At 65.1% G+C, this 1365-nt stretch carries 1 pseudogene; it reads left to right on the top strand.

The window, feature by feature from the left end:
• Positions 1-1365: pseudogene (locus tag RTX98_RS09070) on the top strand (chromosome segregation protein SMC); the annotation flags it as partial.

Below are 1365 nucleotides of genomic sequence, written 5' to 3'. Positions count from 1 at the left end.
AAGCCGCAAAGCAACAGGGCATCGGCGCGCATCATCTGCCCGCATTGCGCGATGCGGCGGCGGCAGCACTGGCCGCCGTTCAGCGGCTGGAGCTTGCAAAGGCGCAGGTTGAAGATGAGGCCAAGCGCCTGCGTGAGCGCGAGGCGGAGCTGGCGCGGCGTCTCGAACAATTGGTCGGAGACGTCGCGCGCGAAGAACAGCTTGGCGCCGAGAACACCGCCAATCTCGCCCGTCTGGATGAGGAGGAGGTCGCCCTTCGGGCCGATCATGACGGTGCGGATCTTCGCGAAAAACAAAGCCACGAGGCGCTTGAGCAGGGAAGCGCTGCTTTAGCGGCAGCCGAAACAGCGCTGGGCCAGGCCACGACGCGCCGGGCGGAAGCGGCCGCGCAAAGGTCGGAACTCGATCGCGCTCTTCGGACGGCCCTAGAGCGTTTGCAGCGGCTAAATGCCCAAGCAGCTGACATTCAGCGCGATGCGGAGGCGCTGAACGCCAGATTGACGGCAGCACCGGACGTTGACGAAGCAAAGCGCGCCCTTGCTGCTGCCGAGGCACAGATAAAGCAGGCTGAAAGCGCGTTTACGCAGACTGAATTTGCCGTTGTTGCAGCGCGGCAGGAGGAAAGTGCAGCGCGCGCGCCGCTCGTCGATGCCAAGGCCGCACTTGCCCGCATCGAAACGGAAGCACGGACGCTGGCCAAGGTGCTGAATGCGGGGCTCAACCAGGACTTTCCGCCCGTGCTCGACCAGATCGAAGTTGAGCGCGGCTATGAGGCAGCACTTGGTGCAGCCTTGGGCGACGATCTCGATCTGCCCGTTGATCATCACGCGCCCGCCTTCTGGGGTGACGCGCCGTTCCGGCTGGATGATCCGACTCTGCCGATAGGGATCGTACCCTTGGCGCAGCACGTCAAAGCGCCCCGTCAGATGGCACGTCGGCTGGCGCAGATCGGGTTGGTGACAGCGGAAGAAGGCGCGCGCAGGCATGGTGAATTGGCGCCGGGCCAAAGGTTGGTGACATCAGACGGCGCTTTGTGGCGTTGGGACGGCTACCGCGCCAGCGCCGACGCGCCGACAGCCGCCGCGCAACGCCTTGCGCAAAAGAACCGGCTTGGCGAACTCGACGCCGAGCTTCAGCAAGCGCGCTCGACTCATGTTGAAACCGAGCAAAGCGCACAGGCTGCCGAAGCCAGCTTGAAACAGGCAGTGGATGCCGAGCGATCGGCGCGTGACACCTTGCGGCATTTGCAGCAGGAAAATGCGCGCGCACGCGACGCGTTGCTGCGAGCCGAGCGTGCCGCCGGCGATCTTGCAGCACGGCAGGCTGCACTCGGTGAGGCGTCCGCGCGCATCAACGACAGCCGAT

The sequence above is a fragment of the Tianweitania sp. genome (genome assembly GCF_032053605.1).
Lineage (GTDB): Bacteria > Pseudomonadota > Alphaproteobacteria > Rhizobiales > Rhizobiaceae > Tianweitania.
This window is presented reverse-complemented; position numbering and strand designations above follow the sequence as displayed.